This is a genomic window from Phormidium sp. FACHB-592 (assembly GCF_014695795.1).
Taxonomy (GTDB): Bacteria; Cyanobacteriota; Cyanobacteriia; order Leptolyngbyales; family Leptolyngbyaceae; genus Stenomitos.
In genome coordinates this window covers 120,689-144,500 of sequence record NZ_JACJOZ010000012.1, presented here as the reverse complement: position 1 = coordinate 144,500, position 23,812 = coordinate 120,689, and the positions used below count along the sequence as shown (strand labels likewise).

Genomic DNA, 23,812 nt, shown 5'->3' with positions numbered 1-23,812 from the left:
ATAGCAAAGCCATTGATCACTTAGCTCTTTTGACCATAAAGACCGAGGTTTTGTTCCCAGGAATTTTATATTAGAGCGGCTGGCTGGTTCTGAAATGCCCCCAAAGTAAGGAGAAGTTAATCCGACTCTTTACTTAAGACTGACCCAGGCGGATCGTTCTGCTGCACTTTGGATTTGGGTGATCTAGACTGCCTGAACGGTAGGGTCAACGTTAGCTATGGTCAAAACAGTTTTATTCTTATGTGGGCTGGCGATCGTCATCGGGTTGATTTTGACAGCACCGCTCTTTACCAGGCTGCGACGAAAGCGGTTGCGCGATCGTCCCTTTTCCTCCAGTTGGCAACAGATTCTCGATCGTCACCTCCCCTTTTACGAACAGCTACCAGCCCCACTGCCCAAACGGTTACGTGGTTATATCCAAGTCTTTCTAGTAGAGAAACGCTTTGTAGGCTGCGGTGGCTTGAACCTCACGGATGAAATGAGAGTGACGATCGCCGCGCAGGCGTGTCTGCTAGTGCTGCATCAAGAACGGTTTTACCCCACGCTGAAGGCGATTTATGTCTATCCAGCGGCCTTCCTTGTCAACACAAAACAATCCCTTGGCACTTACGTCTTAGAAGAAAAAGTCGCGCGGCGGGGCGAATCGTGGGAGCAAGGCATTGTCGTGCTGTCGTGGGCAGATATTCAACATGATGTCGCGCATTGGCACGATGGCAACAACGTCGTCCTGCACGAATTTGCCCATCAGTTAGATCAAGAAGATGGACGTACAGATGGAGTGCCGTTGGTAGAGCATCAAGCTGATCGCGTCACCTGGGCACAGGTTTTTAGTCAGGCATATTTAGCCTTACAGCAGGATGTAAAACGCGGCACAAAAACCGTGATGGACGAGTACGGCGCAACGAATCCAGCAGAGTTCTTTGCTGTTGCCACCGAGACGTTTTTTGAAAAAGCCGCATTGATGCAGCGCCATCACCCAGAACTCTATGCAGTGCTGCAACACTATTACTGCTTAGATCCCGTGAGTTGGAGACAGCCACACTAGCAATGCGATCGCCCTATGGCACAATCAACACCGGGCAGGGCGACAAGTTAATCACACGATTGGTGACGCTATCTGATACGCCTTCGTCGGTCAGCCCTAAGCCACGGCAGCCCATCACGATTAAGTCGGCAGCAATTTCGTCCGCCACGTCGCAGATGGTAAAGGCAGGTTTGCCTTCACGCTCGATCGCCTCCGCTTCTATGCCCTGCTGCGAAAAGAGCGATCGAGCGGTCGTTAGCAGTTGGGCGATCGCCTCAGGGGACGACATTGCATCGGTGGTGCCATCTTCGGCAGGTGGCTCGACAACAGAGAGCAAAATCAAGCGGCTATTGTGCGTTTTTACCACTCCAGCTACTGTCTCAGCGGCTTGCTGAGATTCTCGACTACGGTCAATGGGAAAGAGTACAGTCTTAAACATGGTATGCCTTACCGAAGGTACGTACTTCGGTACAATAGGTAAAAAGACTCATTTAGGAGGTTCTTCAGTGTCCAAAAAGACCTTAGCCAGTTTATCATCCTCTGATTTGTCCAGTAAGCGCGTCTTCGTGCGGGTAGATTTTAATGTGCCGTTAGATGAGCAAGGCAACATTACAGACGATACGCGCATTCGTGCAGCGCTGCCCACCATCCAATCTTTGACCGAAAAAGGCGCGAAGGTCATTCTGGCAAGCCACTTTGGTCGTCCCAAAGGCGACGATTATGCCGCTCGTGTCACCGACAAGTTTCGTCTGACACCCGTTGCTGCACGTTTGTCTGACCTGTTGGGCAAGCCTGTGGTCAAAACGGATGACTGCATTGGTGATGATGTTGCCGCTAAAGTTGCAGGGTTGAACGATGGCGATGTGTTGCTGCTGGAAAACGTCCGCTTCCATCCCGGTGAAGAGAAGAACGATCCTGAGTTTGCCAAGCAACTAGCTTCTGTGGCTGACCTGTACGTGAATGATGCGTTTGGTACTGCCCACCGCGCCCATGCTTCAACCGAAGGCGTAACGCATTATCTGAAGCCGTCTGTGGCAGGTTTGCTGATTGAAAAAGAACTGAAATTTCTGCAAGAGGCGATCGAGCATCCCCAGCGTCCGTTAGCGGCGATCGTGGGTGGCTCCAAAGTGTCGAGCAAAATCACCGTCATTGAAACCCTGCTCGATAAGGTTGATAAGCTGCTGATTGGCGGCGGCATGATCTTCACCTTCTACAAAGCACGTGGTCTTAGCGTTGGCAAATCGTTGGTCGAAGAAGACAAGCTGGAACTGGCAAAAGCGCTGGAAGCCAAAGCAAAAGAGAAGGGCGTTGACCTACTCCTGCCCACTGATGTAGTTGTGGCTGACAATTTTTCTGCTGATGCCAATGCTCAAACCGTCAGCGTCGAAAATATTCCCGATGGCTGGATGGGTTTGGATATTGGACCCGATGCTGTGAAGGTGTTTCAGGACGCACTGTCAACGTGCAAATCTGTGATCTGGAACGGTCCCATGGGCGTGTTTGAGTTTGACAAGTTTGCCGTCGGTACAGAGGCGATCGCCCATACCCTTGCGGGTCTAACCAAAACGGGAACCACGACCATCATTGGTGGTGGCGACTCGGTGGCAGCCGTCGAAAAAGTTGGTGTTGCCGAGCAAATGAGCCACATTTCTACAGGTGGTGGTGCCAGTCTGGAACTGCTTGAAGGCAAAGAACTGCCTGGTATTGCAGCGCTGGATGATGCGTAGGACGATCGGCTAGAGGCGTAGGGACGCTATTGGTATCGGTAACGTCCCTATTGCCACAGAATTGCCACAGACTGGAGGTGAATCAGCTACAGTTTCCTGTGGGTGAGTGAAAAGGTAAAGGGATGAAGAAGTACGACTTATGCAGTCGGGAATGGCTGTAACTTTCATCGCCTTCAACTGGCTCAGTTATCAATGCTTATGGAAGCTGACGCAACTTGATTGAGACTGAATCTATTAAGAACTATTAGGCGATCGCTAGCTCTGCGACTGGTTCACTAGGCGCAGCAAACAGCTTGGCAAGGTTTTCAGGCTGCATAAACTCAACATATTTAGTAGCCATCTTAGGCGGCAGCAATTCTATTAGCAGCTTGTTTTCTACCCAAAATTCCAGCACATCAAAAAAGCCGTCACGATCGCAACGCACTATCCGCCAACCTTCACGAGCAGCAATGCGCTCAATCTCCTCCTGGCTCGCTGGTACTGAAAGCGCCACATGGGTAGCAGTAAATGGTGAGGCAAAGGCATTGCTAGAAAAGGTGACTGCTTCTGCACCAAACCCTGGCATTAGCTCTGTCTCTGCGGGATAGACCTCAATCATGGTGCCGTGGTCATCTAGGGCGATCGCCATGAAGCTGCCAGGATGAGGTGGGAAAGGGGCAACTGTGCCATGCAAAACTTCTGCCAAAACGCGAGCTACACGGCTAGGGTTTTCAGCAGTCATAGAGAAATGGTGCAGCATAAGTGTCTCCTTACAGAGTGAATTGTTAAGTGGGCTACTTTTTATGACTCTGCTTGAGCTGCTCGTTTTACGGAAAGGAGAGCCAGATAGCTGCCAAAGTCACCCGATCGTAGGAGGTTGCCTCCCCCAACTAGCTGAACCAGCACAAAAAACGTTTCTCTACGCTAGTGGTTGATTTGGGAGACGGGTTTGAACAATCCATGCTCAACTTCGCGACGGTTCGAGGGTAAAACTCGCTCCTATAGGCGTCTGCTATGCTCGCAATTCGGTATCACATTTCACGAGCGCTAATTGAACCAGTGTTTTGTCAAGTACCTTAAGAAGGGTGTAAGGCTGCTCCAACATCACCCCAAATGATCTTTGTCTCTGTCGCCCTCAAGTGACAGACTACTGGCAAGGTAAAATACAGTAGAACATTTGCTTGATGTATCAACCTGCTACTTTGAGAAATTCCTCTGCCCAAGCTACCCTTCCTGAACTGTCTCAATACAATCGCGCTCCTTCTGTTGCGACAGCACGATCGGTAGCAACGATGCGCTCATTGGCTGCGACGCGAGCGATCGCAACACTGCAAGCGGTGCCAGTGCGACCAGTGCGCCAACCAGCGCGATCGCGAGACTCAAGAAGGCTGATCCTACTGATTCAGGCTGGGTGGGTAGGAGTAGCACTCCTCATCGTTGCTTGTTTGCCCGCCTGGAAAGCTGATTTTGACCAGCGAGTGCAGCAAAAGACAGGCACAACCGCAACTGCGCCCAAGCAGAAGCCAGTCCCAGCTATCAGTCCTTGGTCTAGCGATCCATCTGGCACACAACAGTGGCTCTTTGTGGGCGGTTTCGATTCGCTGGTGGCACGTACCGTTGGTCATGCCGAAGGCACCCGCACCCCAGACGGCAGAAAAACGCGCGCCTACTACGGGCATACCGATCCAGGTAATAGCGTCTGGAACCTGGGTAGCTTTTCCTTTCAGCATTGTCGTGAGGCTCGCTATAACTGCTCAACCCCCGAACAGGCAGACGAGCACCAGTTACAGCGCTTGCAGTCGCAGTATGCCGCTTTGCAGCGACAAGCTACCGCTGCCAAACTCTCGCTGACCCTGCCAGAAACACTCAACGGCATTGATCTAGCAAACCAGGCACCACTAGCAGCGTTGGGCGATCAGGGCTATATCGATCGCCTAGTGCAAGCAAAGCAGAAAGGCTTAGGCGGACAGGAAGCCATCTTAGAGGCTCGCGTGTGGAGCTACTGGCATCCTAAAAAAAATCGCTGGGATGCCTCTGGGCTGGGTAACACCGAAAGCAATATTCGCCACGATCAAAAGCGGCGCTTGCTGGCGATCGCTCGTGCTATGACGATCGCGCAACAGCAGCAAGCAGGTTTAACTGATAGCCAGCGTAGCCTCAACGTCCTGAAGTTGCAGCCAGAAACTGTGAATCCTTACGCTTTTGACAGTCAGCGATCGGACTATCTCTGGTGGGATGCAGGTTACTGGGATGCCAAACTCCACCAACAGCCGCAACTGCTCCCTGGTGATGAACCTGCCTACGATCAGGGTTTTGCTAATGGCTCCCATCCCTAAGTGCTAAAACAATTAGCTGTGTCAAAAGGGGTCAAAGCCCTTAAGCTGCTTCAGCCTTTTTGCTTTGAGGTTCTGAAGCAGTACACAAGTGAGCATCGTTTGTCTGAGTTAAGATTCTGACGATCACATGTTGTAGCTTTGAAGGAGAAGCTTTTGTAGCTTTCAAGTGACTTATGCGGGCGCATCCAACTCATACCCAACTTTTAAGAATTGCGTTTAAAAAGCTGGTGAAAGGTAATTAGTTACCTTATCTAGGCAGGCGACATTTACTTCTGCAAAACAGTTATACCAACACTTTTGTGGCGGCAGAGAAGCAAGCATCCCCTGTAACTGGCTCTAGCTCTAGTGCCGCGATACCATAGCGCGCGCAACGCAACAGCTAGGAATTAAATTGTGTGCATTTGCAGCAAAAACTGGTATTACTAGACGTATGCCCCAGACCGCTAGTTTGTCGATCGCATCGGAAAGAGTGTCAAGCATTTTTTTGCTAAGAAATTGCTGGCGCTTTAGGCAAAAGCATCACTAAAAGGTTTGTACAGGCTACAATCAATCTCGGAAGTTGTCGCAATCTTAGGTCAAGACGTGTGAGTGGCACTACAGCATTTTTAGGTGGAACTGTATTTGCCGGGCTTTTAGCATTTTTACTGTTGAAAGGCGAAACTCCAGGTTCCGCTGTTTTTTCGGGCAGTAAGACGCTGCCAACGCCAACCGAGCTACCATCGGTCACTGTTTCACAACTTCCCCAACCATCAACGGCTGACCCGCTTGCAGTCTATAATGCCGAGCAGCAAAAGAAAGAAGCCGAGCAGTTGAAGGCGCAGCTAGAGAAACAAGTCTCAGAGACTGATCAGCTAAAAGCCAAAGTAGAAAGCCAAAGTAAGAATTCTGATCAGTATAAAGCCCTGCTGGAGGCTCAGACGAACGATGCTAATCAGTTCAAGGCGCAGCTAGAGAAGCAAGCGGTTGAATTTCAGCAATCCAAAACACAGCTTGAGAAGCAGCAAATCGAAACGGAGCAGCTTAAGTCTCAGCTTCGGAATCAACAACTAATTGTAGAGAGCCTCACCACTCAACTTAAGGCAGTCACCGAAGACTCCCAAAGACGAAGCGCACAGTCCCTTTTTGGCGATCGCTCGTCCGGTGCTTTAGGAGGGGTCGCCTGGCTTTTGATGGGCGTTTTCGCGACGATCGGGGGCAGTTTGGTCCTCTTCCGTATGATGGTTATGAGCAACCAGAGGCAGCCACGTTTGATTAACGCCAGGCGTGCTCAGCGCGATCGTCTACAGCCAAAGCGCTACGGCAAGTTCTTACTCCCGTCTCAACAAGCGCCAGAAATGCACTATGAAGAGCGTCGGGTGCGTTAATCAACCACAATCGCTCTTTCCTACCAAGGCTTTTGGTTCCTCTTTCATGCCCGTGATCGCATCCAAACAAAAGCAGAGGAGTAGTGTGTATGGAAACCAAGCTGATTTTGACCGAGAAAGACATCAAGCGGGCGATCGAAGAATACTTGATCGGCACTAAGCAGGGCAAAGCTAAATCCATTCGGCTGGAGCAAGGCAGCAACACCGTTTCCGCTGATCCGCAAGAATATTCTGCTTTCTACGCCGAAGTTGAATTGGAAGTTGAGGAAGACGGCATTGAGTAAAGCGCTTCAAGCTGATTACTCAACTGTGCTTACCGCTCCTAGAAAAAGCTTGAGTTAATGGCGATTGCTCGATCAATACAGTTGGTCATTGGACTGTCGCATCATTAGTTGAAGTGTGAATCAAGTAGCTCAACCTGCTATCAAACCTTAACTCTTGATCGCTAATTGACGATTAGACGCAAGGATGAGTTGGATCGCTTCTCGCATCTCGTGGGCTTCTTCTAGCGTCCGTTCCTAGACATTTGCGCTGGGTAGTTCTTGTGCGTAACCAATGTATTAACCCTGTACTTGCTTAAATACCCCAGTCAGCGTGCTTTCCATGCTTAGTCTCGGAGTTATACATCACTCATTCTCAGACTATCCTAGAAAAGCTGATGTAACGAACCGCGATGCTGAACATTTCTCAACTGCTGGCAGACGAGCTTGACCTCAAACCGTTTCAGGTGAGCAATGCGCTCGAACTCTTTGCCGAAGGGTCAACCGTGCCGTTTATCGCTCGTTATCGTAAAGAGCGTACAGGTGAGATGGATGAAACCCAGTTGCGAGACTTGTTCGATCGCTACACGTATCTGACCGAACTGGAAGACCGAAAAAAAGCGATTTTGGACGCGATCGCCCAGCAAAACAAACTGACTCCCGCACTGGAAGCCCAAATCACTGGCTGCCTGCAAAAGAACGAACTCGAAGATCTCTATCTGCCGTACCGTCCCAAACGTCGCACCCGTGCCGCGATCGCCCGTGAGAAAGGACTGGAGCCGTTAGCAGCATTCCTCAAAGCACTCAATACACCCACCGCTGTACCGACAGACCTGGCAACTGAAGCGGCAAAGTACATTTCTGAAGCACAAGGAGTCGCGACGGCTGAAGATGCGTTGAAAGGCGCGTCTGATATTCTGGCGGAGGAAGTCGCAGAGAAAGCAAACCTCCGGGCATATCTGCGCGAATACCTCATGACGGCGGGCGTTTTGATCTCCAAAGTGAAAGGCGACCATCCCGAAGGCTCCACGAAATTTGAGATGTATCGGCAGTATCAGGCAAAGGTCGCGGCGATCGCGCCTCACAACTTGCTAGCACTGTATCGGGGCGAGGACGAAGATGTTTTGACAGTAGAGCTGACGTTTGATGAAGACGCTGTGCTGTCCTATCTAGAGTCACAAGAACTGCGGGCAAAACAGCGCGAAGTCCGAGCGTTCTACCGCGAAATGCTGAAGGATGCCTTTCATCGCTTAATGAAAAATTCGCTAATTACGGAAGTGAGAGCGGCGAAAAAAGTCGAAGCCGATGTCGAGTCTATCAGCACCTTTGAAGCAAATTTGCGAGAACTGTTGCTGTCTGCTCCTGCCGGGATGAAACCGACCCTGGCGATCGACCCTGGGTTTCGTACCGGCTGCAAAGTGGCGGTACTTGATCAGACGGGCAAATTTCTGGAATACCAGACCATTTTTCCTCACCAGGCAGCAGGACAGCGTGTGCAGGCAGGACGAACACTTGCCACGCTCATTGAGCGCTATCACGTCGAACTGATTGCGATCGGCAACGGGACGGCTGGACGCGAAACCGATGAGTTTGTTACAGAAGTTTTGCAAGACTTGCAACGCAAGCCCGTCAAAGTGATGGTCAACGAATCGGGTGCGTCGATTTATTCTGCCAGCCCCGTGGCGATCGCCGAATTTCCCGACCAGGACATTACCGTGCGTGGTGCCATCAGCATCGGTCGCCGCCTGCAAGATCCACTGGCAGAACTGGTGAAAATTGATCCAAAGTCGATCGGTGTGGGACAGTACCAGCACGACGTTGACCAGAAATTGCTGAAAAAGAAGCTGGATGAAACGATCGAAAGCTGCGTGAACTACGTGGGCGTTGACCTCAACATGGCATCAAAAGAACTGCTGACCTTTGTTTCGGGCATTACGCCGACGATCGCCAATAATATTGTTGCCTATCGCAATGAGAACGGCGCGTTTAGCAATCGTCGTCAGTTACTCAAAGTCCCTAAACTAGGACCCAAAGCCTTCGAGCAAGCAGCAGGCTTTCTGCGAATTCGCAACGGCAAAAATCCGCTGGACAATACTGCGGTACACCCCGAAAGCTACAAGGTTGTAGAAACCATTGCTACCGACCTTAACGTACCTCTGACTGAAATCACGCAGGTTGCCGATCGGCTGAAAAAGACTGACCTGAAGAAATATGCAACTGATGCGATCGGTGAACCCACTCTCCGCGATATCCTTGCAGAACTAGAAAAACCAGGACGCGACCCGCGTGCCGAATTCAAATACGCCACCTTCAAAGAGGGTGTCAAAGAAATCTCTGATCTCACCATTGGCATGGCACTAGAAGGCATTGTCACCAATGTTGCTAACTTCGGCGCGTTTGTGGATATTGGCGTACATCAAGATGGTTTGGTACACGTTTCGCAGCTTGCCGATCGCTTTGTTAGTGACCCCAAACAGATTGTCAAAGTCGGTCAGGTTGTTAATGTGCGCGTACTGGAAGTGAATGAAAAACTCAAGCGCATTAGCCTTTCGATGCGTGCCGACACGGCTGAAGGGGAAGGGCGCAGCCAGTCAAGCAACCCAGCGCCCCTCAAAGCTAATTCCGCTCAACCGAAAGTCAATTCATCACAACCGAAAGCTAGCCCCGCTCAACCGAAAGTCAATTCATCACAACCCAAAGTCAATCCCGCTCAACCCAAAGCTGCCTCAGAAAAACCTGCAACGCTAGATGATTTGAAAGCGAAGTTTGGCAAGAAACGGTAGGACGCCGCAAGCGCCTATCTGTAAAAGGATTGTTACCATTAGTGGGTAAGGTCATCCAAGTCATCACCTCATGGAAACCAAGAATGTCAGCTCTGAAGCCAATTCTGAGCTAGCCGAAACAGCACTTGATCCCAGCACTGTACAAGCACCGCTAGCAGCGGATGTTGAAGCGGATGTTGATGCTGCATCAACACCTATGGCAGCGGCGACTGAGCCGAAACCGAGCTATGTGAAGCTTGCAATGCGAAACATGGTACGCAAACGCGGCTTATCACTTCAACACTTCTTCTTGACAACGGTTGGGCTTTTGGCTGTGTTTATTGGTCTGGCTTATTTAACCCGTTGATCGAACTTTAAATTCGTTGAGGTTACAAGCGGTGCAGGTTGAGGTGTGCGTTCAAGATGGCAGTGAAGAGTTTACGGAGGCGGGAAGCTCTGGAGACGAGTTTGCTGTTTCTGTAGCGATCGATCCAGTAATTACTACAGAAACCTGGGAGCGCTGGTTTCAAGACTGGCTGGAAGCGTTGCAGCCAACGTTTTCGCCGATCGATGCCTACGAGTTGAGCTTACGACTGACGGACGATCGTGAGATTCAACAACTTAACCAGCAGTATCGTCAGCAGGACAAACCAACCGATGTGCTGGCATTTGCAGCATTAGAATCGCTCTATCCAGAGCCAGATGAGCTTCAAGCAACGCTGCCATTGTATCTGGGAGATATCGTGATTTCGATCGACACTGCCCAGCGACAGGCTGAGGGACAGCAGCATCCGCTCAACGTTGAATTAGCGTGGCTGGCATCACATGGCTTATTACATCTGCTGGGGTGGGATCATCCGGACGAAGACAGCCTGACCCGAATGTTAAAGCAACAACAGGATCTGCTTGAGATCGTTGGTCTTCACAGCAAGACCAGATAGAATGCTGGGTAGTCTATAGCTTTGGCTATGGTCTGCTGTTGAGCGATGCGTCAGAATAATCATAGTGCTGGCATACAAGCATCCTGGAAGCTTTTCTAGCCTTAGTAGCAGCGTCTAGCCCCTCCGATTTCACTGGTTCTCTCTCCCTGTGGTGTATGCCTCCTGACCTCCAAGCTCAAACTCCCGATCGCACAAACGGCAAAGTTGTGCCGATTGCCACGCTTAACCGCGACCTTTCATGGCAGGTGGCACCAAGCCTGTGGATTAGCTTCAAATATGCATGGGCAGGGGTTCGGTATGCGTTTCTCACCCAACGCAACTTTCGCATTCATGTCTTTGTCGGCACGTTTGCGTTTTGTCTTGGTATTTTTTTGCACCTTAGCGCTGTAGAGATGTCAGTTGTGGGGCTGACCACAGGGGCTGTTCTGGCAATGGAGCTTTTGAATACGGCGCTTGAATCTGTGGTTGACCTAACCGTGAAGCAGACCTATCACGAGCTAGCAAAGATTGCCAAAGATTGTGCGGCAGCTGCGGTGCTGATCTCGTCACTTGCTGCTGTATCGGTCGCTGGTTCACTCCTGCTACCAAAACTCTGGTTACTGATTGCGGCTCATTTGCTCTAGTGTGAAAATGCTCTAGTGTAAGAAACAAAGAAAGACATGGCGCAGCTAAGGCAATGTGCAACGTTCTGCTTTCTGTTCCCTCAGTCTCGGGCTTCTCATGATTCTTGTCATTGATAACTACGACAGCTTTACCTACAATCTGGTGCAGTATCTAGGCGAACTAGGTGCTGAGTTTCCGGTGGCAGAAGCAATTCAGGTCTATCGCAACGATCAGATTTCGCTTGAGCAAATCGGTCAGCTCCAGCCGGATGCGATCGTGATTTCTCCGGGTCCGGGTCGTCCTGAGGATGCGGGAGTTTCGCAGTCCATCATTGAGTCCTTCGGTGCTACTCTACCGATTTTGGGCGTTTGCTTAGGGCATCAGAGCATTGGGCAAGTGTTTGGCGGCAAGATTGTATCTGCCCCGGTGCTCATGCATGGCAAAACGTCTTCAGTGCATCACACAGGTATAGGGGTTTTTGAAGGATTAGAAAATCCACTGACCGCAACCCGGTATCATAGTCTGGTGATTGATCGGCAAGCGTGTCCAGACGTGCTAGAAATTACTGCTTGGGTGGATGACGGTACGATCATGGGTGTGCGCCATCGGCAGTATCCCCATGTTCAAGGCGTTCAGTTTCATCCTGAAAGTGTTCTCACTGCGTCGGGCAAGCAGCTACTAAGGAACTTTTTAGCGTCGATCGCAAGTCACAAGTGAATACAGTTGAGAGTTACAGGTGTTGCGTTTTGAGCTGATTTTTGGGCGTTAAGTTTGGGTTCATACCCCCTTATTGTCCGTTAACTCAACACTTAAGGCTCAAAACGTTTCTTGTGTTGGTTTTGGTGAGAGGAGCTTATGAGACGGCGGCGATTGCTACGCTATGCAGGGGCAGGCTTACTGTCTACGTTAGGGTTGGGAGTGGCTTCTGGTTGGCAGCGTTCCAATGCTCAAACCGGAGGAGCGCTTGGAGTGCAGTGGTTAGGGCATTCTTGTTTTCTCTTCACGGGTGACGGGCGACGGATCTTGGTAAACCCGTTTCGATCGCTCGGCTGTACGGCTGGTTATCGTCCGCCCAAAGTCTCGGCTGAATTGGTCTTAATTAGCAGCCAGCTACTGGATGAAGGTGCGGTAGAGATCGTTCCAGGGAACCCACGTTTGCTGTATGAATCGGGTACTTATCAATTTAATAAAAAGCGGATTCAGGGCATTCGGACCGATCACGATCGCATTGGCGGCAAGCGCTTTGGTAGCAATGTAGCGTGGCAGTGGCAACAAGGCGGAGTAAATATTCTTCATCTCGGTGGTATTGCTAGCGCGATTTCGCTAGAGCAGAAAATTTTGATGGGTCGCCCAGATGTGCTGTTTGTGCCGATCGGCGGCGGTGCCAATGTTTACACCCCTGAAGAGGCAAAGCAAGCCATTCAAGTGCTGAACCCAAAGCTAATTATTCCAACGCACTACCGCACGAAGGCAGCATCAAAAGCTTGTGAGAGCGTTGGTGTCGATCAATTTCTCTCGTTGATGAGCGGTACGCCTGTGCGTCGCAGTGGTGCTACTATCAGCCTGCGATCAGCTGACTTGCCTAAAGAGGGTATGGCAATTCAGGTGTTGAGCTATCCCTTCTAAGTAGGAAGGCTACATTAAGCACTACTTGGAGACCGGGTTTCAACTGCGCTCAACTCGCCTACACACAGGAGAGCGTATTGATAAATAGAGGAGAGAGCATTGAGCAAAGTCGAAATGCGTCTCATTAATCATTGCGTCTAGCTACTTAACAAGCGCTGAGAGTGACACTCTCTCGCAAAGCAGACAGACTTTTCTCCCGCTCATCATAAGATAAATGTTATGAGGATGACTGGAGGCGTACGGAACGGGTAGTGATGCAAACGAAGACTCTTTCTGCCTCAGAGACGGCGGCTCGGTTTCATCAACTTCAAATGCAACTGCGCGATCGCTGGCACTCCATGGAACTATTTGATGGTAGTGATGCCGATATCGTTGTGATACCGTCACTTAGCCTTGACCAGCGGGAACTGCTCAAAATTGAAGGGGTGCACCACTACGAAGAACGGCTACTGTTCTCACTGATTCGGTTGCGAAATCCGCGCACACGGCTGGTTTATCTCACATCGCAACCGCTGCACCCCAGCGTGATTGACTATTACCTGCAACTGCTGCCAGGTATTCCGTTTTCTCATGCCCGCGATCGCCTATTGCTGTTATCAACCTACGATTCATCACTGAGTCCCCTTAGTCAAAAAATTCTCGATCGCCCCCGGCTTCTAGAGCGCATTCGTCATGCCGTGCAGCGCGATCGTGCTTACATGATTTGCTATAACTCCACTGAGGCAGAGCGCGACTTATCTGTTCAGCTTGATATTCCTCTCTATGCGCTCGATCCAGCCTTACTACAATGGGGCACCAAGAGCGGTAGCCGTCAAATTTTTGCTGAAGCCGGAGTTCCCCATCCTGATGGCAGCAATAGCCTCTGGAACGCTGAAGAACTAGCGAACGCTGCCAATGCACTGTGGGAGCGGCAGCCAACCCTTAAGCGCATGGTCGTGAAGCTCAATGAGGGGTTTTCGGGGGAGGGTAATGCCATCCTAGATTTGCGTCCCATACAAGGGGTAGAACCAGGGGCAGCCTCTTCCGAGGTGCGCATCAAAGCGTTGCAAGAGCAATTTAGTCACCTCAAATTTGAAGCAAAAGCCGAAACTTGGGAGAATTTCAGCCGCCGCATTGTCGAGCTTGGGGCAATCGTCGAAGCATTTTTGGAAGGCGAAGAGAAGCGATCGCCCAGCGTCCAGGGCAGAATCACACCAACCGGAGAAGTTGAAATTCTCTCTACTCACGACCAGATTCTAGGCGGACCCAGTGGGCAGATTTACCTGGGATGTAGTTTTCCAGCAGACGAAGCCTATCGCCTGCGCCTACAGGAGCTAGGGCTGCGTATTGGCAAAAATTTGGCAGAAAAAGGCGCTATGGAGCGCTTTGGTATCGACTTTGTAGCGGTGCATCAACCCGATCAACCCGACAAACCAGCCTGGGATATTCAGGCGATTGAAATCAACTTGCGAAAAGGCGGCACAACTCATCCCTTCATGACGCTCAAGTTTCTCACTAACGGACGGTATGAACTTTCTAGCGGTCTGTTTTATAGCCAGCAGGGACGACCTAAGTACTATGTTGCTACCGATAACCTTCAGAAAGATCGCTATCAGGGTTTGCTACCGAATGATTTGATGGACATCATTGCCCAGCATCAACTTCATTTTGACACCAGCACCGAAACGGGCACCGTGTTTCACCTCATCGGTTGTCTGTCAGAATTTGGCAAACTGGGCTTAACCAGCATCGGCAACTCGCCCCAGCAGGCAGAGGAAATGTACCACCGCCTCATCCGTGCGCTGGACGAAGAAACCCGATCGGGGCGCGAGGAGGAGCGATCTCAGCTTACAAGCCTACCGATGGGATGGTGAGCAGAAGGCAAAAGTTAGAAAAGGGTCGCGGGAAGTTAAAGTAACTCAAAACTTTTCATCCCTCAGCCTTTATCTTTTATCTCTTCGCACCCTGGCTTCAGCGAAATCAAATCCTCAATATTGCGGAGCATCGTGGCACAAATGGCATCCAGGGGCAAATCGTTGGCGTCGTGCCCGAAGGGGTTTTCGATTTCGATACCGATTTCTTCAATACCGAAGAGGGTAAAGCTGATCAGAATGACAACGGGACCCGTCAACCAGCTAACGCTACCCACCACCTGAAAGGGCAGAGAGAGGCAGTAGAGCAGCAGCAATTGCTTGAGGTGAATAGCATATGCCATTGGCATCGGCGTTTTGAGAATGCGCTCGCAGGCTCCTAGCATATCGACCAGTGTATCTAGCAACTTATGCATGGCGCTGAGTTGATAAGCATTCAGGTGATTGCGCTCTTGCTGCTGCAAATAGTCGCCAATCCAAAATGCGATCTCCAGCGGCGGATGGTGCATCGTTTTGAGGATCTCGTACTTGGCAGGCGGCAAAAGTTTGCTTAGTTCATCATTAAGGCTTTCCTGCCGCAGATGCAGCTTGGTAGCAACGCAAAAGGCAACGAGCATCCGTAACACCACAATTTTTTGAGCGCGCGCCTCTGGGGTAGAAACGACGATCGCCAGCCAAATCTGCCGTGCCAAGTTACGCACCGTATTAATTAGCGTGCCCCAGCATTTGCGCCCTTCCCAAAAACGCTCATACGCGGTATTGGTGCGAAAGACAAGCAGTAGCCCCAGCACAATATTAGGAATCAGACTGGCTAAGGTAGGCATGGCTACCGGCAGTTTCCAGTAAGACAGCACTGAAATAACTACTCCAAAGAGACCACAAAGCACGGTGCGACCCAGAATGGAGGGAATAACCGATCCTTTGATCTGAAAGACAGTTTGAAACCACTGCTTACGTTCTGTAACCATTAGCTCTAAATCAGTTACAACTATTTCAAGCAGCTTAAACGATCGCAGGCATCGCTGATTCTAAGGATGCAACAGGAGCAGGATGCCTGAAAATGCGTCCAAACAGCCTGCTTTATCGCACGTCCGATCGTCAGCAGGCTTCATCCCAGCAATTACCGGGGTCTGCTGCATCCACACGATAGAATAAACTCAACATAACGTATCAGTAAAAGTACGTCGCGCAAGCAGCTTACGGGAGATCAGACACGCATGGGCAAGGTAGTCGGCATTGACCTGGGAACAACCAACTCAGTCGTCGCTGTGATGGAAGGCGGCAAGCCAGTCGTAATTGCCAATGCTGAGGGGATGCGAACCACTCCATCCGTCGTTGGCTTTAGCAAGGATGGTGAGCGTTTGGTGGGCCAACTGGCGCGGCGGCAATCGATTTCTGATCCGCAAAATACGTTCTATGCAGTGAAGCGCTACATCGGTCGCAAGTACGCGGAACTTAGCCCAGAGTCTAAGCGAGTGCCCTACACCGTTCGCAAAGATGACATCGGCAATATCAAGCTCAAGTGTCCCCGGCTCCAAAAAGAGTTCTCCCCAGAAGAAATTGCCTCAATGGTACTGCTCAAGCTGGTGGATGAAGCCAGCCGCTACCTGGGTACACCTGTAACAGATGCTGTGATTACGGTACCTGCGTATTTCAACGACTCTCAGCGGCAGGCAACGCGAGATGCCGGACGCATTGCAGGGCTGGAAGTCAAGCGGATCTTGAATGAACCCACGGCTGCCTCCCTAGCGTATGGGATGGATCGTCGGGATAATCAAACGATCCTCGTGTTTGACCTGGGAGGCGGCACGTTTGATGTCTCCATTCTGGATGTGGGCGATGGTGTCTTTGAAGTCAAAGCAACCAGCGGCGATACGCAGCTTGGCGGCAATGACTTTGATAAAAAGATTGTGGACTGGCTGGCAGAGCAGTTTCTAGAGACAGAAGGCGTGGATTTGCGGCGCGATCGCCAAGCACTGCAACGTCTCAGCGAAGCCGCCGAAAAAGCCAAAATTGAGCTGTCGGGTGTCACCGTTACCGATATCAACCTGCCCTTCATCACGGCGACCGAAGAGGGACCCAAGCACCTGGAAACACGCCTCACGCGATCGCAGTTTGAAGGCCTGTGTAGCGACCTAATTAGCCGTGTGCGAAACCCCGTTAAGCAAGCTATTCGAGATGCGAACTTGAGTCCCAGTCAAATTGATGAAGTGGTGTTGGTGGGTGGCTCTACACGCATTCCCGTCATCCAGCAGCTTGTTCGCAGTTTGATCGATCGCGAACCGAACCAGAACGTGAATCCCGATGAAGTTGTTGCAGTGGGTGCCGCGATTCAGGCTGGTATTCTAGCTGGCGAGGTGAAGGATGTGCTGCTGCTGGATGTCACGCCGCTTTCGCTGGGGCTAGAAACCGTTGGCGGTGTCATGAAAAAGCTGATTCCCCGCAACACAACCATTCCAGTACGCCGTTCAGATATTTTTTCTACGGGTGAAGATAACCAAACACTGGTAGAAGTTCATGTCCTACAAGGCGAGCGAGACATTGCAGCAGGCAACAAGTCGATCGGGCGGTTCAAGCTCGTTGGCATTCCCCCAGCGCCACGCGGTCTACCGCAGATTCAGGTCTCGTTCGACATTGATGCAAACGGCATTTTGCAGGTGGCGGCAATGGAACGTACCACTGGGCGCGAACAAAGTATTACTGTTCAGGGTGCTTCGACCTTGAGCGATGAAGAAGTCAAGCGGATGATGCGCGAGGCGCAGGAGTATGCGGACGTAGACCGACAAAAGAAAGAAAAAGTCGAAAAGCGTAACCAGGCAGAATCCCAAATCTTTCAGGCAGAGCGCCAACTGCGGGAAGCCACACTGGATTTTGGGATGCAGTTTGTCAGCAGCTATCGCTCTAAAATCGAGCGTGCCATTCAATCCTTACGCGAAGCCCTCACGCAAAACGACGATCGCGGCATTGATCGAGCTAAAGCTGACCTGGATGATGCGCTGTACGATCTGCGTCGAGAGGTCTACCAACGCAACAAAGAAGACGAAGAGAGCGACAGTCTGTTTGGAGCCATCAAAAGCTTCTTTACCGATGATGACGACTACTACGAAGACGATCGCCGGGACTACGATCGCTATGGCAGCGGTGGCTATGGTGGCAGTAGTTATGGCGGCAGTGGCTATGGCGGCAGTAGCTATGGGAGCGGGCGCAGTCCCTATGGCATGGGCAGTGGGGCACGAGACGATAACCGCGAAGACGACAGCCGCTATGGCAGGCGCAATGATTATGGCGCTGGTTCAGGTTCCTGGAACGACAGCCGTTACAGCGGACAGGATGCTAGTAGAGCGCCTCGCGGTGACCGTTATAACGATCGCCCGTCTGATCGCCTGAATGATCGCCCTAGTGATCGTCCGTCTGAACGCCCGTCTGAACGTTCCAATGAACGTCCTCGCTATGACGATGAGCGCGGTTATGATAGTGAGCGCAACCGTGATACTAGCAGACCCCCTCGTGGTGACACCCGCCCACCCGCCGAACCTCGTACGACCGATCGCGGCGATCGTCGCCCCTCTCGCCCGCCCAAAAATGCCCGCCCAAACCTTTACCAAGACAACTGGGATGAAGAAGATGAGTGGCTTTAAGGCAAGGCTAAGGGATAAAGGCTAAGGGACGAGATTTCGAGTTTTGCATTCTGCTTGCGTCCCTACGCCCCTATTGCCTCCGCTGCCCATCCCATCACTTCCGGCTCCTGACTCCTGACATTACTTAGATGCAAGACTTTCGGAACTATTACGACATTTTAGGCGTGGCTAGAGATGCCACCGTTGACGAAATCAAAAAGGAATTTCGGCGGTTGGCGCGACAATTTCACCCCGATCTAAACCCTGGCAACAAGCAGGCAGAAGAGAAGTTCAAAGACATTAACGAAGCGTATGAAGTTCTTTCTGACCCCACAAAACGCGGTCAGTATGACCAATTCGGAAAGTTCTGGCAACAGCGAGGCTTCAAAGGTGGGCAGACAGCGAAACCGTCACGCGGTTGGGATGGACGGAGCGATCGCGCGGCTGATGACGTTGACTTTGGTGAATTCGACAATTTCAACAGCTTCGTCGATCAACTTCTGAATCGCCGTACCGCTAAAGAAGCTAACGCTGCCCGCACAGGCACACGCGACTACTACCAACCTGGTACTACTAAAACAGCCTATACAGTGCCACGCGCGACGCGACGCGATGCTGAAGCACGACTAGCAGTGCCTTTAGAGAAGGCTTACACTGGCGGACAAGAACGCATTCGGCTGGAAGATGGGCGATCGCTCGAAGTCAATATGCCGCCTGGGATGGTGACTGGGCAACGCATCCGGCTGAAGGGACAAGGTGTTGCAGGCGGCGATTTATACCTCAAAATTGACGTTGCGCCCCATCCCTTCTTCCGGCTCGAAGGCTCTGACATTCAATGCTTGCTGCCTGTTACGCCTAGCGAAGCCGTTTTAGGTGGACAGCTTGAGGTACCGACACTAGACGGTTTAGTTAAAATGTCGATTCCCGCTGGTGTGCGGACAGGTCAACGCCTGCGCCTTGCCGCTAAAGGCTACCCCACCGCAAGCGGTAGACGCGGTGATCAGATTGTCGAAATTCAAATTATGGTGCCACGCGACCCCAGTCCCCAAGAACGCGAGCTTTACGAAAAACTGCGCCAGCTCGAAACCTTTAATCCTCGTGCTGATCTGCCTGTATAAGGGCGTAAATGGTTGCGTGTCATTCTCCCTTGTGGTTGCGGGGAGCAGCAATAGTTTTTAATCGTTCTATGAGGGGCATGGATGGCATCGTGTTAAGTTACTGCTCAGTCCATCTTTTTTTGTATGAAAACCCTCTGCTTGTGACAGTTTTAAGGGACCTCTAGCGAAGTGGTCGATCGCCTAGATTCTGAGAGGTCGACCATATAATCATTGACGCTCCTCAGTTAACTCCTTATTTAAGGAATATTTCAGCATAGTGTGTAGTTGTCCTTAGGCAGCCAGTCATCTTCATTTGTTATGAGTCCCCTAAGGGAGCCTTCATCCTCGGTGCGCAAAACCTTGCCCTTCATTTGGCGGGTTGTCAGTATTGTGGGTCTAACAGCACTCAGTATTTGGCTCGTTCGCTTTATCATCCTGTTTGCAATGCTGGGAGCCTCGATTCCTGCTCCAGTCAGAACTTTACTGGGGATTGCTCCGCCAGAGCTGTGTGACGAAATAAAAGCTCGAAATGCTGATGCAGTCAAAAACTATCTCAATCAAGGCGGCAACCCTAACGCCATTGACGCCAGTTCCACTGATTCATATGGACCGACCTCTGTCTCCCTCCTCGGTTGTGCTGCTTGGTATGGGAACCGCGAAGTTGCAGTGATGTTGCTTGACCGAGGTGCAAAGATTAATGGCACCCACTGGGATCGAGGTCAAAAGTCACCGCCGCTGACACTAGCCTTGGTGGCAATCGACAGAGACAAAACTCAGGTAGCGAGTTGGCAGATTTGGGAAGTTGCAGAACTTTTGCTAGCTAGAGGTGCCGATGCGAATGTGAAGAATGGCACTAGGGTCACCCCTTTGCATGCAATTGCAAAGTCGTATTATCGAGAGAATGCAGCAGACCGACAAGCGATCGCAGAGTTGCTGATTGCCAAGGGAGCGGCGGTCAATAGCAAAAGCAGCGGGAATCTCCTCCATCGGTTCTTCTGCAATCGCACAGCGCTAGACGAGTGGGGAGCATCTCCCCTGCACTTAGCCGCCTACTATGGTCAAACTTCAGTTGCAGAAGTATTAATTGCCAACGGTGCAGACGTTGCCGCCAAAAATGATTGTGGTCGCACTCCCTTAAACATTGCCGCTAGACAGGGTAACAGCCCTGCACTGGTAGAAAGGTTGCTAGCCCAAGGGTCAGACAGCAATGCTAAAGATGTTTTAGGGCAGACACCGCTTTTTTATGCGACTCAATCACTGGGGTTTCTTCAGCGCCCTGACTCTAACAGCGAAGGCAAAGAAGAGCGTGCAGCCAAGCTTCGTATCATCATTGAGTTGCTCAAGCGTCATAGAGCGATGAATCACGTCTAGCCCTTTGCTTGCTTGAGGATCGTCTGTGCGACTTCTTCTGGCACAGGCATCACCGAGAGCCGATTGCCTTGTCGGACGACCGACAGCTCATTGGGGTTGAAGGTTTCGCGGAGCGCATCCAGAGAAAGGAATTGCGGGAAGATTTCGACAAAGGCAACAACGACCGTTTGCCAACGTGGTGACTCCTTTGTTGCTTTTGGATCGTAGTATTTGTTTTTAGCATCAAACTGAGTGGGGTCATCAATATTTGCCTCTGCAACTTTCATCAACCCGACGATGCCGGGTGGCGTAGTGTTGGAGTGGTAGAAAAAGACCAAATCACCGGGAGCCATTGAGCGCAAAAAGTTCCGAGCCTGATAGTTCCGCACGCCATCCCAAACGGTCGTGCGATCGCGCTTCAAGTCTTCAATGCCGTACGCATCCGGCTCCGATTTCATCAACCAGTAGTTCATGTCTTAAAGCGATTCCAATTGCTTCTGCATCATCTCAAGCTGCTGCGTCATGGCAGTTTTTACTGATGGTTGTAAATGAGGGGATTTTAGCGTTAATGGTGCCACGCTAGTAACGAATGCGGGGATCGACGTAGGCGTTAAGAATGTCAATGAGAATGCTGACGACAGCGACGATCGCCGCGAAAAAGACGACAATACCCTGCACCATTGGGTAGTCGCGTTGCGAAATAGCACGATAAAGGCGATTTGCCAGTCCGGGCCAGGAGAAGGTTACTTCCGTCAGAATAGCGCCACCCAGCATTGCAGCAAACGTCAGTCCCAGGATCGTAATCACTGGAATCATCGCGTTCTTCAGCGCGTGGGAGACGAGAATGCGCCGTTCGGGAATGCCTCTGGCTCTGGCAGCTTCCACATAGTCTGACTTCAGGGTTTGCTTAAGGTTTACCCGCACAATCCGTTCAAAGATGCCGCTAATGAGAATGCCCAGCGTCAAGCAGGGTAGCGCTAAGTAGTACAGCGCGTTGAAAAACTGCGTCAGGTTGCCTGCGAGAAGACTATCGATCGTGTAAAGCCCTGTAATGCCTTCGGGTGCTGGTATCGTCACTGGAAAACGGGTGCCCAGCGGAAACCAACCCAACTGCACCGAGAAAATAAGCTGTAACAGCATCCCCAGCCAGAACAGCGGAATCGAATAGGTGAGAATGCCAAAGAGCCGACCGCCTAGATCAAAGGACGAATTGGGACGGGAGGCAGACAGCACGCCCACACCAATGCCAACGATTAGGGCAATCGCCATGCTAAACACCGCCAACTCTACAGTCGCTGGAAAAAATTTGAGAATGATCTCCCAAACCGATTGCCCCTGGCTTACCAGCGATGTACCTAAATCCAGGTGCAGCAGCTTCCACAGATAATCGAAGTACTGCACAATCAGCGGCTTGCCTAACCCCAATTGATTTCGCAACGCCTCTTTGGCAGCTTGCGGCGCACGGGGACCCAGTAACGCATCAATGGGATCGCCAGGGGTCGATCGCAGCAACAAAAAGACCGCTGTTGTAATCACCCACAGCATCAGCGGAGCCAGCAGCAACCGAGCCAGAATATAGTAACGAAGAGAACTAGAGCGAGACATTTAGGCAGTGAGGGGTGAGGAGTAAGGAGTGAGGGGTAAGTTGCTAGAGTGGTAGGGGCAGTTAGCGATCGCGTCTCTTAGTGCGTCTCTATCTCAATCAACCCCAGAAGTGAGAGGCGTTTCACCCTTCAAGCTAGACTGCATCCAACTGGGAGTTGTGCTTAGAATCGTCGCAGTGGTAGCGCTAGTGCTAACCGTATGAATCATTATTCTCCATTTCAAACACTACCCGTTAAATTAGTCGCATCATTACGCTATGAATACTACAACGCAACTGCCAGACTCACTGCCAAGCTCCCTCAAAACACCTGCCTGGCTGCAACAGTTGCAGTGGATTGGTGACCCGGTTAGTTACATGGAAACGGCAGCACGACAACATCCCGAGATCTTTGCGGCAAGTGTGGTTGGGTTTGGTGGCGGTTTAGTGTTTGTTAACCAACCGCAAGCAATTCAAGCAATACTCACGAACGATCGCAAGACCTTTCTTGCCCCTGGCAGCACTAATCGCATTTTGACACCACTGTTGGGAGAGTCGGCTGTCATTATGCTGGATGGCGATCGTCACAAACGGCGGCGACAGCTTTTGATGCCACCCTTTCATGGCGAACGGATGCGTGCCTACGGGCAGTTGATCGGTGAACTGACGACTGCTGCCTTTGATCAACTGCCGCTCGATCAACCTTTTTCTGCCCGCTCCGTAACGCAAGAGATATCGTTGAATATCATCATGCAGGCAGTCTTCGGGTTATCGGAGGGCGATCGATTTCAGCACCTCAAGCAGCTACTTGCTTCGATGGCAGATTTATTTCGCTCACCGCTTTCCTCCAGCTTTCTATTTTTTAATAGCTTGCAAAAAGACCTCGGCGCTTGGAGCCCGTGGGGCAAGTTTGTCCGCGATCGCGAGCGCATCGACTCACTCATTTATGCCGAAATTGCCGAACGACGCTTGCAGCCAGAGGGCGATCGAATCGACATTCTCTCTTTGCTGATGTCTGCACGAGACGAGTCTGGGCAGCCGCTGACCGATCAAGAACTGCGTGATGAACTGATGACGCTACTCTTTGCTGGTCACGAAACCACTGCAACAGCAATGTCCTGGGCACTCTACTGGGTGCATCACCAACCGGCTATCCGTGAGAGACTGCTGCAAGAACTAGCAACACTTGGCGATACGCCCGAACCCACCGATATTTTTCGCCTGCCCTACCTCACTGCTGTGTGTAACGAAACGCTGCGGATTTATCCCGTTGCGATGCTGACCTTCCCTAGAGTTGTCCAGGAGCCGATCGCGATGCTGGGTCGTCGTCTGGAAGCAGGCACGATGGTAGTGGGCTGTATCTATTTGGTGCATCAGCGCGAAGACCTTTATCCAAACCCGAAGCAGTTTCGTCCCGAGCGTTTTCTAGAGCGTCAGTTCACACCCTATGAATTTATGCCGTTTGGTGGCGGTGTCCGGCGTTGCATTGGGGAAGCGCTGGCAATGTTTGAGATGAAGCTGGCGCTGGCAACTATTCTCTCTCGCTATGAGCTGGCGCTTGCTGACACGCAGCCAGAGTTTCCTCGTCGTCGTGGTGTGACACTGGCTCCTGCCAGAGGGGTAAAGATGGTGCTGACAGGGCTACGATCGCGTCAGGAATCTGCGTTAGCTATGGAAATGGCTTGAGCGAATGA

The 23,812-nt window shown here is 51.3% G+C and carries 21 protein-coding genes; 16 read left to right on the top strand and 5 right to left on the bottom strand.

The window, feature by feature from the left end:
* The first annotated feature begins 217 nt into the window (after window positions 1–217).
* Window positions 218–1,045 (top strand): M90 family metallopeptidase, encoded by an 828-nt coding sequence (locus tag H6F86_RS02550; protein ID WP_190446541.1) that lies wholly within the window; start codon window positions 218–220, stop codon window positions 1,043–1,045.
* A 13-nt stretch (window positions 1,046–1,058) separates the two neighbouring features.
* On the opposite strand, the gene H6F86_RS02545 is transcribed toward H6F86_RS02550, so the two are convergent.
* Window positions 1,059–1,463, bottom strand: coding sequence for a universal stress protein (locus H6F86_RS02545; RefSeq protein WP_190446540.1), 405 nt, complete (start codon window positions 1,461–1,463; stop codon window positions 1,059–1,061).
* Window positions 1,464–1,530: 67 nt separating this feature from the next.
* Between H6F86_RS02545 and H6F86_RS02540 the strand changes: the two genes are divergently transcribed.
* Window positions 1,531–2,751 (top strand): phosphoglycerate kinase, encoded by a 1,221-nt coding sequence (locus H6F86_RS02540; protein ID WP_190446539.1) that lies wholly within the window; start codon window positions 1,531–1,533, stop codon window positions 2,749–2,751.
* 244 nt (window positions 2,752–2,995) lie between these two features.
* Here the strand turns inward: H6F86_RS02540 and H6F86_RS02535 are convergent, their stop codons facing one another.
* Window positions 2,996–3,490 carry a hypothetical protein gene (locus H6F86_RS02535; protein ID WP_190446538.1) on the bottom strand — a complete coding sequence of 165 codons (495 nt, stop codon included), beginning with the start codon at window positions 3,488–3,490 and terminating at the stop codon, window positions 2,996–2,998.
* Window positions 3,491–3,914: 424 nt separating this feature from the next.
* Between H6F86_RS02535 and H6F86_RS02530 the strand changes: the two genes are divergently transcribed.
* The 10 genes from H6F86_RS02530 (at window position 3,915) to H6F86_RS02485 (ending at window position 14,475) form a co-directional block, all read left to right on the top strand.
* Window positions 3,915–5,066, top strand: coding sequence for a hypothetical protein (locus H6F86_RS02530; protein WP_190446537.1), 1,152 nt, complete (start codon window positions 3,915–3,917; stop codon window positions 5,064–5,066).
* A 584-nt stretch (window positions 5,067–5,650) separates the two neighbouring features.
* Window positions 5,651–6,430, top strand: coding sequence for a hypothetical protein (locus H6F86_RS02525; RefSeq protein ID WP_190446536.1), 780 nt, complete (start codon window positions 5,651–5,653; stop codon window positions 6,428–6,430).
* Between the two features lie 89 nt (window positions 6,431–6,519).
* On the top strand, window positions 6,520–6,714 hold the full coding sequence (locus H6F86_RS02520) for a hypothetical protein (protein ID WP_190446535.1): 195 nt from the start codon (window positions 6,520–6,522) through the stop codon (window positions 6,712–6,714).
* Between the two features lie 389 nt (window positions 6,715–7,103).
* Window positions 7,104–9,473 (top strand): Tex family protein, encoded by a 2,370-nt coding sequence (locus H6F86_RS02515; RefSeq protein ID WP_190446534.1) that lies wholly within the window; start codon window positions 7,104–7,106, stop codon window positions 9,471–9,473.
* 196 nt (window positions 9,474–9,669) lie between these two features.
* Window positions 9,670–9,819: a DUF3285 domain-containing protein gene (locus tag H6F86_RS32030; RefSeq protein ID WP_242033330.1), complete on the top strand. Its 150-nt coding sequence runs from the start codon at window positions 9,670–9,672 to the stop codon at window positions 9,817–9,819.
* 16 nt (window positions 9,820–9,835) lie between these two features.
* Window positions 9,836–10,393, top strand: a complete 558-nt coding sequence (gene ybeY, locus H6F86_RS02505) for an rRNA maturation RNase YbeY (RefSeq protein ID WP_199304958.1) — start codon at window positions 9,836–9,838, stop codon at window positions 10,391–10,393.
* A 155-nt stretch (window positions 10,394–10,548) separates the two neighbouring features.
* Window positions 10,549–11,016 carry a diacylglycerol kinase family protein gene (locus tag H6F86_RS02500; RefSeq protein ID WP_190446532.1) on the top strand — a complete coding sequence of 156 codons (468 nt, stop codon included), beginning with the start codon at window positions 10,549–10,551 and terminating at the stop codon, window positions 11,014–11,016.
* A gap of 97 nt (window positions 11,017–11,113) precedes the next feature.
* Entirely contained in the window at window positions 11,114–11,713 is a 600-nt protein-coding gene (locus H6F86_RS02495; protein ID WP_190446531.1) for an aminodeoxychorismate/anthranilate synthase component II, read from the top strand.
* Between the two features lie 138 nt (window positions 11,714–11,851).
* Window positions 11,852–12,622: an MBL fold metallo-hydrolase gene (locus H6F86_RS02490; RefSeq protein ID WP_190446530.1), complete on the top strand. Its 771-nt coding sequence runs from the start codon at window positions 11,852–11,854 to the stop codon at window positions 12,620–12,622.
* Window positions 12,623–12,876: 254 nt separating this feature from the next.
* On the top strand, window positions 12,877–14,475 hold the full coding sequence (locus H6F86_RS02485) for a peptide ligase PGM1-related protein (RefSeq protein ID WP_190446529.1): 1,599 nt from the start codon (window positions 12,877–12,879) through the stop codon (window positions 14,473–14,475).
* 62 nt (window positions 14,476–14,537) lie between these two features.
* Here the strand turns inward: H6F86_RS02485 and H6F86_RS02480 are convergent, their stop codons facing one another.
* Window positions 14,538–15,440: a bestrophin family ion channel gene (locus tag H6F86_RS02480; RefSeq protein WP_190446528.1), complete on the bottom strand. Its 903-nt coding sequence runs from the start codon at window positions 15,438–15,440 to the stop codon at window positions 14,538–14,540.
* Window positions 15,441–15,689: 249 nt separating this feature from the next.
* Between H6F86_RS02480 and dnaK the strand changes: the two genes are divergently transcribed.
* The 3 genes from dnaK (at window position 15,690) to H6F86_RS02465 (ending at window position 20,557) form a co-directional block, all read left to right on the top strand.
* Window positions 15,690–18,110: a molecular chaperone DnaK gene (dnaK, locus tag H6F86_RS02475; protein WP_190446527.1), complete on the top strand. Its 2,421-nt coding sequence runs from the start codon at window positions 15,690–15,692 to the stop codon at window positions 18,108–18,110.
* 128 nt (window positions 18,111–18,238) lie between these two features.
* The gene (locus tag H6F86_RS02470; RefSeq protein ID WP_190446526.1) at window positions 18,239–19,207 is read left to right on the top strand and encodes a J domain-containing protein; all 969 of its coding nucleotides are present in this window, start codon (window positions 18,239–18,241) and stop codon (window positions 19,205–19,207) included.
* Window positions 19,208–19,546: 339 nt separating this feature from the next.
* Entirely contained in the window at window positions 19,547–20,557 is a 1,011-nt protein-coding gene (locus H6F86_RS02465; protein WP_190446525.1) for an ankyrin repeat domain-containing protein, read from the top strand.
* Here H6F86_RS02465 and H6F86_RS02460 read toward each other — a convergent pair.
* Window positions 20,554–21,009: an EVE domain-containing protein gene (locus H6F86_RS02460; protein WP_190446524.1), complete on the bottom strand. Its 456-nt coding sequence runs from the start codon at window positions 21,007–21,009 to the stop codon at window positions 20,554–20,556. The two genes, H6F86_RS02465 and H6F86_RS02460, sit on opposite strands and share 4 nt — an antisense overlap.
* A 106-nt stretch (window positions 21,010–21,115) precedes the next feature.
* Window positions 21,116–22,141, bottom strand: a complete 1,026-nt coding sequence (locus tag H6F86_RS02455) for an ABC transporter permease (RefSeq protein ID WP_190446523.1) — start codon at window positions 22,139–22,141, stop codon at window positions 21,116–21,118.
* 256 nt (window positions 22,142–22,397) lie between these two features.
* Here H6F86_RS02455 and H6F86_RS02450 point away from each other — a divergent pair, with 256 nt between their 5' ends.
* Complete coding sequence (locus H6F86_RS02450; protein WP_190446522.1) at window positions 22,398–23,804, top strand: cytochrome P450; 1,407 nt, start codon at window positions 22,398–22,400, stop codon at window positions 23,802–23,804.
* Window positions 23,805–23,812 lie beyond the last annotated feature (8 nt).